Genomic DNA, 9779 nt, shown 5'->3' on the forward strand with positions numbered 1-9779 from the left:
ATATCGGGGTGCGCGGAGGGGCGGGGCGCCCGGCGTGGTGGTGATCACGCTCTTCGGGCCGGGACGTGGCCGGTCCTGCCGCTCTACGATCCCCTGCATGACCCCCAAGACCCCAGGGCTCAGCACGCGCGTCAGCGACGGCACCGCGATCGTCACGATCAGCAACCCCGCCAAGCGGAACGCCATGACCAGCGACATGTGGCGGGCGGTGCCGGAGCTGGTGGAGCGGCTGGCCGGGGACTGCTCCGTCCGCGTGCTCGTGCTGACCGGCGAGGGGAACACCTTCTGCGCGGGCGCGGACATCGGGTCGCTGCGGGAGTCGGGGGACGAGAACCGGGGCCTCGCGCAGGCCGCCGAAGAGGCGCTCGCCGCCTTCCCCAAGCCGTCGCTGGCCGCGATCCGCGGTTACTGCGTGGGCGGCGGCAGCCAGCTGGCGGCCGCCTGCGACCTGCGGTTCGCCGAGGAGGGCGCGCTCTTCGGCATCACGCCGGCGAAGCTGGGCATCGTCTACCCGGCCGCGTCCACCCGGCGGCTGGTGCGGCTGGTCGGCCCGGCGACCGCCAAGTACCTCCTGTTCTCGGGTGAGTTGATCGGCTGCGAGCGGGCGCTGCGCACCGGACTCGTGGACGAGGTACTGCCGGAGGGCGAGCTGGACAAGCGGGTCGCGGACTTCTCGGCCGTGCTGGCGAGCCGGTCGCAGCTGACGCAGGCGGCGGCGAAGGAGTTCGCCGACGGCCCTGCGAGCCCGGAGCGGAGCGCGTACTGGGAGGAGCAGGCGCGCGGCAGCGGGGACACGGCGGAGGGCGTCACCGCCTTCCTGGAGCGCCGGGCACCGCGCTTCGACTGGACGGTGTGAGCCACCGGCCAACCGCAGCCGGTCCGGCCCGCCCCCGGCCGAAGGAGACCCGGTCCGGCCAGAAGCCCAGCAGCTGCGCGTCGCCGAAAGGCGGTCAGCTCGCCGGGGCGGTGGGGTCCTTCAGCACCGGCCCGGTGTCGCCGCGCAGCCTTTCGACGATGCTGGCCGGGGCCTTTTCCGGGGAGCCGCTGTCGTACGGCGGCTGCGGGTCGTACTCGATGGCCAGCTGGACCGTCTGCGCCAGTTCGTCGCCGCCCAGCCGGCCGAGCAGGCTCAGGCCCATGTCGATGCCGGACGACACCCCGGCCGCCGTCACGTACTTGCCGTCGAAGACGACCCGCTCGCCGGTGGGTTCGACGCCGTACTCCTTCAGCCGGTCGAGCGCGAGCCAGTGGGAGGTGGCGCGCCGGCCCTTGAGCAGCCCGGCGGCGGCCAGCAGCAGCGATCCCGTGCAGACGGACGTGGTCCAGGTGGTGGCGGCGTCGACGGTCCGCAGCCAGTCGAGCAGTGCGTCGTCCGTCAGCACCGCGGCCTGGTCGGGGCCGCCCGGCACGACCAGGATGTCGGGGCGCGTCACCTCGGCCGGCGTGGCCTCCGCGACCAGCGCCAGTTGCCCGCTGTCGTTGCGCACGGGTCCGGCCTGCTGGGCCACGAACACGGTCTCGGCGCCCGGGAGCCCCCGCAGCGTCTCGAAGGGCCCGATGGCGTCGAGTGCAGTGAAACGGTCGTAGAGGAGGATGGCGATCTGCATGGCTGTCCCTTCGGAGGGTGTTCGGAAGGCGCTTCGGAACGTGTGGGGTCACGCGGTCTGCTGGTGCGGCCGGAACCGGCGCCGGTACTCCGCCGGGCCGGTGCCGAGGGCGCGCACGAAGGCGCGGCGCATGGCTTCGGGGGTGCCGTATCCGCAGCGCCGGGAGACGCGTTCGACGCCGTCGGTGGTGTCCTCAAGGAGCCGCCGGGCGGCCTCCAGCCGGACTCTGTCGACATAGCGACCTGGCGTCATGCCGACTTCGTCGCGGAAGGCGCGGGCGAAATGGCGAGGTGAGAGCCCGCAGCGGGCGGCGAGCGCGTCCACCGAGAGGTCGGCGGCCGGGTGCTCGGTGATCCAGTGCTGTATCTCGCGCAGCGGCGGGCGCTCCGCGGTCTGCGCGGCGAGCTGGGCGCTGAACTGCGTCTGATTGCCGGGTCTGCGCAGGAAGACGACGAGATGGCGGGCGACGGGCAGCGCGACCTCCCGGCCGAGGTCCTCCTCCACGAGGGCCAGCGCGAGGTCGATGCCCGATGTGACGCCGGCGGACGTCGCCAGGTCGCCGTCCCGGATGAAGATCGGCTCGGCGTCGACCTCGACGCCGGGAAAGCGGTCGGCCAGCGCGTCGCACAGCGCCCAGTGGGTGGTGGCGCGGTGGCCGTCCAGCAGCCCGGCGGCGGCCAGCAGGAACGCGCCCGAGCACACCGAGACCTTGCGGCGGGCCCGCGGCGCCTGCGTACGCAGCCAGTCGACGAGCCGCGGGTCGGGGTCGCCGGTGCCCGGTCCGCCCGGTACCAGGAGGGTGTCGAGCGGGGCGGCGTCCGGCAGCGCGAGGTCCGGGGTGATCCGCAGGCCGCTGGAGGTGCGGACCGGCCCTCCGTCGAGCGTGGCGGTACGGACCCGGTAGGCGCCGGGCACGCAGAGGCCGGCGCCCGCGAAGACCTCCAGCGGGCCGGTGACGTCCAGGCTCTGGACGTCGTCGAAGAGAACGACCAGTACGTCGCGCGGTGGCATGGCCCCATCCTGGGCGCGCGGCCGGATGGCGGCAATGACGACTTTCCCACCTTTCCTGCCATGCGGCCGGGCCCGCCACGGCTGCGGCCCCGGGTCTACCGGGCATACCGACGGGTCGGTAACGTGCGGTCATGACTACAACGGCTTCCCCGCAGGACCGCTCCGCGCTGCCCGACCGCGCCGGACGGCACTGCCACAACGTGATCAACCCGCTGCACTCCACGGTGTACTTCTCGCCCGACTTCCCCGAGGAGCTGGCGAAGCTCGGTATCGAGGACCGCAGCGCCGCCTACTTCCTGGGCCGGTCCGCCGCCATGGGCCCGGTGGGCCCCGGCGTCATCGCCGCGACGTTCTACAACTTCAAGTACGAGCTGATCGCCCGGCACATCCCGGACGCCTGGGCGGCCGTCACCCCGCAGCAGGTGCTCGACGCGCGGCTGCGCGCGGCCGACAGCACGCTGCGCCGGCTGCTGGGCGACGAGCTGGTGGAGTCCGACAAGATGGCCGAGGCGGCCCGGCTCGCGCTGCGCGCCGCCGAGGCGTGTTCCCGGCACGCCCGTCCGCTGTACGCCGCCCACGCCGACCTGCCCGTACCGGACGCGCCGCACCTGGCGTACTGGCACGCCGCGACCCTGCTGCGCGAACACCGCGGCGACGGCCACCTCATCGCGCTCGCCGACGCGGGCCTGGGCCCCCTGGAGGCGCTGGCCTCGCACACCGCCAGCGGCCGCGGCATGAGCACCAAGTGGATCCTGGCGACCCGCGGCTGGTCGGCCGAGGAGTGGCAGGAGGCGCGCGAGGCGCTGCGCGACCGCGGCATCCTGGACGCCGACTTCGGGCTGACCGAGGCCGGTACGAAGCTCCGCGCCGACCTGGAGGAGGCCACCGACCGGCTCGACGCGGCCCCGTACGCGCACCTCGGTGCCGAGGGCGTCGCCCGGCTGACCGAGCTGGCCACGGAGTTCACCACCACCGCGGTCGGCAACGGGGCTTTCCCCGCCGACCTGTTCGGCGAGGGCTGAGCCGCCGCCTCCGGGGGCGAGCCGCCCGCCCCCGGAGGCCGTGCCTCTTGTCACACCTGTGCACTCCTGCCCGGGTCACGCGACAGGCCGTGCCGCGACCCTGCACAATGCAGGCTCAAGCACAGCGCGAGAAGGCAGGTCGGGAGCATCGTGACGGCAACCACCGAGTCCACCGGACCCACCCAGGCCCCCGGGGCCGCCGGGGCCCTCGGGTCCATCGAGAGCAGGATCGCCGGGGAGCTCGGCGTCAGGGAGCGGCAGGTGAAGGCCGCGGTCGAACTGCTCGACGGCGGCTCGACCGTGCCGTTCATCGCCCGGTACCGCAAGGAAGCCACGGAGATGCTCGACGACGCGCAGCTGCGCGCGTTGGAGGAGCGGCTGCGGTACCTGCGGGAGCTGGAGGAGCGCCGGACGGCGGTCCTGGAGTCCGTACGGTCCCAGGGGAAGCTGGACGCGGCCCTGGAGGCGCAGATCCGGGGCGCGGAGTCCAAGGCCCGCCTGGAGGACATCTACCTGCCGTTCAAGCCCAAGCGGCGGACGAAGGCTCAGATCGCCCGTGAGGCCGGTCTGGAGCCGCTCGCGGACGGACTCCTGAGCGACCCGTCGGTGGAGCCGCAGGCGGCCGCAGCGGCGTTCGTGGACGCCGACAAGGGCGTGGCCGACCCCGCCGCGGCCCTCGAAGGCGCGCGGGCCATCCTCACCGAGCGGTTCAGCGAGGACGCGGACCTCATCGGCGAGCTGCGCGAGCGGATGTGGACCCGCGGGCAGGTGGCCTCGAAGGTCCGCGAGGGCAAGGAGGAGGCGGGCGCCAAGTTCGCCGACTACTTCGACTTCGCCGAGCCGTTCACGGAGCTGCCCTCGCACCGCGTACTGGCGATGTTCCGCGGCGAGAAGGAGGAGATCCTCGACCTCGCGCTGGAGCCGGAGACCGAGCCGGCCGAGGGCCGGACGTCGTACGAGCAGGCCATCGCGCACAAGTTCGGGATCGCCGACCGCGGCCGCGCGGCCGACGGCTGGCTGCTGGACACCGTGCGCTGGGCCTGGCGCACCCGCGTCCTGGTCCACCTCGGCATCGACCTGCGGCTGCGGCTGCGCCAGGCCGCCGAGGACGAGGCGGTACGGGTCTTCGCGTCCAACCTCCGCGACCTGCTGCTCGCCGCGCCGGCCGGCACCCGCGCCACGATGGGCCTGGACCCCGGCTTCCGTACGGGCGTGAAGGTCGCCGTCGTGGACGCGACCGGCAAGGTGGCCGCGACGGACACGATCTACCCGCACGTGCCGCAGCAGAAGTGGGACGCCTCGCTGGCCACTCTGGCGAAGCTCGCCCGCGAGCACAATGTGGAGCTCATCGCGATCGGCAACGGTACGGCGTCGCGCGAGACGGACAAGCTGGCCGCCGACCTGATCGCCGCGCAGCCGGAGCTGAAGCTGACGAAGGTGATGGTGTCCGAGGCGGGCGCGTCGGTGTACTCCGCCTCCGCGTTCGCCTCCCAGGAGCTGCCGGAGCTGGACGTGTCGCTGCGCGGCGCGGTCTCCATCGCGCGCCGCCTTCAGGACCCGCTGGCCGAACTGGTCAAGATCGACCCCAAGTCGATCGGCGTCGGTCAGTACCAGCACGACCTCTCCGAGGTGAAGCTCTCGCGCTCGCTGGACGCGGTGGTCGAGGACTGCGTGAACGGCGTGGGCGTGGACGTCAACACCGCGTCGGCGCCGCTGCTCTCGCGGGTGTCGGGCATCGGCTCGGGGCTGGCGGACAACATCGTGGCGCACCGCGACGCCAACGGTCCGTTCCGTACTCGCAAGGCGCTCAAGGACGTGGCGCGGCTGGGCCCGAAGGCGTACGAGCAGTGCGCGGGCTTCCTGCGCATCCGGGGCGGCGACGACCCGCTGGACGCCTCCAGCGTGCACCCGGAGTCGTACCCGGTGGTGCGGCGGATCGTCACTGCAGCGGGCAGCGATGTGCCCTCGCTGATCGGCAACACCGCTGTGCTGCGCACCCTGAAGCCGGCCGACTTCGTGGACGACTCCTTCGGTCTGCCGACGGTGACGGACATCCTGGGCGAGCTGGAGAAGCCGGGGCGCGACCCGCGGCCCGAGTTCAAGACGGCCACCTTCAAGGAGGGCGTCGAGAAGATCGGCGACCTGCAGGCCGGGATGCTCCTGGAGGGCGTCGTCACGAACGTCGCCGCCTTCGGTGCCTTTGTCGACATCGGCGTCCACCAGGACGGCCTGGTGCATGTCTCGGCGATGTCGAAGACGTTCGTGAAGGACCCGCGTGACGTGGTGAAGCCGGGCGACATCGTGCGCGTGAAGGTGCTCGACGTGGACATCCCGCGCAAGCGGATCTCGCTGACGCTGCGACTGGACGACGACCACACGGCGGCCGCCGGCCAGGGCGGCCAGGGCCGGCGCGGTGGCGGCGGCAACGACCGCGGCGGACGCAGCGGCGGCCGGGACGCGGCCCCCGCGAACGGCGCGATGGCCGACGCACTGCGCCGCGCGGGCCTGCTCGGCAAGGACAAGGGCGGGCGCTGATCCCGTAGGCAGCGCGGCGCGGGGCTTCGTATGCCGCCCCGCGCCGCGCCCGGGGTAGCCGCGGCGGCCGGTGTCAGTCCTCGCCGACGTGGGTCAGCCGGTCGTCGCCGAGCCGGTCCTGCACGTCCCGGAGGAGGGTACGGAGCAGGTCGGTCAGCTCGGCCTGCTTCTCGGGGGCGAGGCCGTCGAGCAGCTCGGCTTCCCGGTGCAGCACCTGGTCCACGGTCGCCTCGACGACCTCGTGTCCGGTCGCGGTCAGCGTGACCTCGACGGTGCGCGGCCGCCCCTGCGCGGGGTGCCGGGCCACGAGACCTTCCCGTTCGGCACGGGCCACCCGCTGCGAGACAGCACCAGCCGTGATCATGCTGCGGCGGCCGATCTCGCGGGTGCTGAGGGTGTAGGGCTCGCCGCTTCGCCGCAACACGCTGAGCAGGTCCAGGGTGGCGGTGTCCACACCGGCCCGGGCGAGGACCCGGCGCCGGTCGTCGCCGAAGAGCTTGGCCAGCTGCCAGATGCTCGTGACGATCCCGATGGACGACACGGGCGTACCCGGGCGCTCGCGCTCCCACGCGGCGGCGATGTCGCGCACCGGGTCGGAGGGAGCCCCGCCTCCCGACCGGCCGTCCCCGGCCTTCCTACTCGCTTCGCTTGCCACGGCGCCCCTTCCAACTGCTACGTTTAGCTCTAAATTTAGACCTGAACGACTCTGAGGGGTTCAGTTTATGGCACGCAACGTCCTGGTCACCGGCGGCGGTACGGGCATCGGGTACGCGATCGCGCAGCACTTCGCCGAGCAGGGGGAGACCGTCTTTGTCACCGGACGCCGCACCGGGCCGCTCAAGGAAGCGGCGGACCGTATCGGCGCCCGGGCCGTGGTCTGCGACCACACCGATCCCGAAGCGCTCGCCCGGCTGCTCACCGAGCTGCCCGAGAGCATCGACGTGCTGGTCAACAACGCCGGCGGCAACACCGACTTCGACACCGGGGCGGCATCGGACCTGGCGTCCTACGCCCGGGACTTCCGCGCCAACCTCGACGCGAACCTGGTCAGCGCCGCGCTGACGACGAAGGCCCTGGAGGAGCGGCTCGCCACTGACGGCGCGGTGGTGCACATCGGTTCGATCGCCGGCAACCGGGGCGGCGGTTCGTACGGTGCGGCCAAGGCCGGGCTGGCGACGTGGAACATCGACCTGGCCGGTGCCCTGGGGGCGCGCGGCATCACCGCCAACGTGGTCGCGCCCGGCTACATCGCCGACACCGAGTTCTTCCGGGACCGGCTCACGGACGAGCGGCGTACGCAGCTGGTGACCGAGACCGCCGTCGGCCGGCCCGGCTCCCCCACGGACGTGGCGGACGCGGTGGCGTTCCTCGCCTCCCCGGCGGCGCGGCACATCACGGGGCAGGTGCTGCACGTGAACGGCGGCGCGCACCCCACCCGATGAGGCGAGGAGCGCCCCACCCGATGAGGCAAGAGGCGCCCCACCCGATGGGGCGAGGGGCGCCCCTCCTGTGGGCCTTGTACCGCCCCACCGGAGGGACGTCGCCCCATGCGTCTCAAACCGCCCCCGCGTACCCCCGCATCCGTTCCAGTTCGGCCGCGACGTCGCTGAGGGTGGCGCAGTCCGGGGCCGATTCCAGGGCGGGCGGCGGCAGCGGCCTGGGGCGGTGGCGGCGTGGTGCGTTCAGCGCGGCCGCCATGTCCGTGAGGACGGCGCACAGCCGCCGCGCGTCCTCCTCGCTGGGCCGCTGCGCGCCCTGGTCCAGGCGGACGGCCGCCGCCGTGGTCGCGTCCACGATGCGCTCGGCGGCCTTGACGACGGTCGGCCAGTCGGGGTCGCCGCGGCGGTGCGCGAGCAGCTCGGCGGCCGCCGTCTCGGCGGCGGTACGGGCCTCCCCCAGCGCCTGGTAGGCCGCCCGGCGCAGCGCCAGCCGCTCCCCCGTGTCCGTCCCCGGCTCGGTCGCGAGGACCTGCCGCAAGTACGCCTCCGTGCAGTGCAGCGCGGCGCCGACCCGCGGGCCGACCCGGCGCCGCGGGTCCGCCAGCCGCGGCAGGTGGCCGACGACCAGCACGATGAGGCAGGCGATCGTCGTGTCGACGATCCGCTCGGGCGCGGCCTCCGGTGTGCCGCTCACGTGCACGAAGGACAGCACCATGAGGGTGATGGCGACGGTCTGCAGGGCGAAGTGCCGGGTCGCGAAGGGCAGCAGCGCGCCGCCCGCCGTGGCCATCACCACGGGCCACCACGCGTCGGGCAGCGCCAGGCCGGCCACGGCGAAGACCAGCACGCCGCAGGCGGTACCGGCAAAACGGTTGACCGTACGGGAGAACAGCGGGCCGAGGTCGGGCTTGACGAGGAACGTGGCGGTGGCGGGGAGCCAGTACCAGTGCTCAGCGCGCAGCAGCAGCGCCATGGCGGTGCAGGCGGCGATGCAGATGCCGACCCGCAGGCCGTAGTCGCGCCCGGCTGGCCCGAAGACGCGGCGGCCGGGCCCGCGCCGCCACGCGAACACGCCCGCGACGCCGCGCGCGAAGGAGGCCCAGCGCCCGGTCTCGAAGGCCGCGCGCGACCCGAAGGGGGCCCAGGCGCCGCCGTCCTCCTCCGGTACGGGGTGCTCCGTGGTCTCCACAGGGGCGGCGGGACGCAGCCCCCGGAGGAGCCGCTCGTCCGTGGCCCCCGCCGCGGTGCCGCCGGCCGGCGGCTGGGTGCGTGCGAAGACCACCGCCGCATCCAGCAGCGCCCGGTCGAAGGCGCTCCGCGCAGGCGTGGAGGTCTCGGGCGCCGGCAGCCGGCCGGGGGCCCGCCCGGAGCGCAGCGCCCTGGCGAGGGCGCGCGGGCCCTGTGCCACTCGGGCCGGCAGCGGGCGGGCCTCCCAGAGCAGGGCGACGCTGGCCTCGCAGAGCGCGGTGGCGGCGGCGAAGCGTTCGATGAGCCGGCGCTCGTCGGTACGGGGCCTGCGGCGCAGCACCCGGCGCAGCCGCATGGCCTCGTCGGCCCGGTCCAGTGCCGTGGTCAGCCGGCGCCTGGCCGGTTCGGCGCCCGGCGTGCCGACGGCCGTCAGCGCGTCGGCGAGCGCGTCGAAGACGGTGGCGACGGCCGCGCGCTCGCCGCTGAGCGAGCCGCCCGGGGGCCGCGGCGAGCGCAGCACCAGCCGCAGCAGAAGCAGCCAGCCCGCGCCGGCCAGCGTCAGCAGGCCCTTGCTCCACGGCTCCAGTTGCGGCAGCGGCATACCGGCACCGAGGATCGCGGCGGCCAGCATCTGCATACCGGCGGCGGAACGCACGGGCCCGGCGACACTGCCGGCGCCGGAGACGAATCCGATCCCGAAGAGGGCGAGCACCAGCCACCAGCCGACGTCCGCGAGGGAGGCGCCGGCGAACATGCCCAGGGCGACGGCCAGCGCGGGCAGCCCGATGTGCACGACGCCCCTGCGCCGGGTGCCGGGGCGGTCGTTGACGCCCGCGAGCATCGCGCCCAGGCCCGCGAGGACGCCGGCCGCCGGGTGCCCGGTGGCGACGCCCGCGCCCAGCAGCGGCCCGGCGCACAGCGCCCCTCTGACCACTGCCGCCCACGGCACGGGCAGCCGCTGCCAGCGGAAGGGGTGG

The 9779-nt window shown here is 74.2% G+C and carries 8 protein-coding genes; 4 read left to right on the forward strand and 4 right to left on the reverse strand.

Annotated elements, in window-relative coordinates:
* Positions 1-97 precede the first annotated feature (97 nt).
* Positions 98-856 (forward strand): enoyl-CoA hydratase/isomerase family protein, encoded by a 759-nt coding sequence (locus CCS38_RS14570; RefSeq protein ID WP_223733685.1) that lies wholly within the window; start codon positions 98-100, stop codon positions 854-856.
* Between the two features lie 94 nt (positions 857-950).
* Here CCS38_RS14570 and CCS38_RS14575 read toward each other — a convergent pair whose 3' ends face one another.
* Together CCS38_RS14575 and CCS38_RS14580 are read right to left on the reverse strand one after the other, a co-directional pair.
* Positions 951-1607 (reverse strand): DJ-1/PfpI family protein, encoded by a 657-nt coding sequence (locus CCS38_RS14575; RefSeq protein ID WP_223733686.1) that lies wholly within the window; start codon positions 1605-1607, stop codon positions 951-953.
* Positions 1608-1655: 48 nt separating this feature from the next.
* The gene (locus CCS38_RS14580) at positions 1656-2618 is read right to left on the reverse strand and encodes a GlxA family transcriptional regulator (protein WP_223733687.1); all 963 of its coding nucleotides are present in this window, start codon (positions 2616-2618) and stop codon (positions 1656-1658) included.
* A gap of 131 nt (positions 2619-2749) precedes the next feature.
* Here CCS38_RS14580 and CCS38_RS14585 point away from each other — a divergent pair, with 131 nt between their 5' ends.
* The gene (locus CCS38_RS14585; protein WP_223733688.1) at positions 2750-3640 is read left to right on the forward strand and encodes an SCO6745 family protein; all 891 of its coding nucleotides are present in this window, start codon (positions 2750-2752) and stop codon (positions 3638-3640) included.
* A gap of 216 nt (positions 3641-3856) precedes the next feature.
* A complete protein-coding gene (locus tag CCS38_RS14590; RefSeq protein ID WP_223733690.1) occupies positions 3857-6175 on the forward strand; it encodes a Tex family protein in 2319 nt (772 codons plus the stop codon).
* 73 nt (positions 6176-6248) lie between these two features.
* Here CCS38_RS14590 and CCS38_RS14595 read toward each other — a convergent pair whose 3' ends face one another.
* Positions 6249-6830 (reverse strand): MarR family winged helix-turn-helix transcriptional regulator, encoded by a 582-nt coding sequence (locus tag CCS38_RS14595; protein WP_372457077.1) that lies wholly within the window; start codon positions 6828-6830, stop codon positions 6249-6251.
* Between the two features lie 67 nt (positions 6831-6897).
* On the opposite strand from CCS38_RS14595, the gene CCS38_RS14600 reads away from it, so the two are divergent.
* Complete coding sequence (locus tag CCS38_RS14600; RefSeq protein ID WP_223733689.1) at positions 6898-7617, forward strand: SDR family NAD(P)-dependent oxidoreductase; 720 nt, start codon at positions 6898-6900, stop codon at positions 7615-7617.
* Positions 7618-7729: 112 nt separating this feature from the next.
* On the opposite strand, the gene CCS38_RS14605 is transcribed toward CCS38_RS14600, so the two are convergent.
* Positions 7730-9779: FUSC family protein (locus tag CCS38_RS14605; RefSeq protein ID WP_263302058.1), on the reverse strand; the 2050-nt coding region annotated here is incomplete at its 5' end.

The organism is Streptomyces purpurogeneiscleroticus (genome assembly GCF_020024005.1).
Taxonomy (GTDB): domain Bacteria; phylum Actinomycetota; class Actinomycetes; order Streptomycetales; family Streptomycetaceae; genus Streptomyces; species Streptomyces purpurogeneiscleroticus.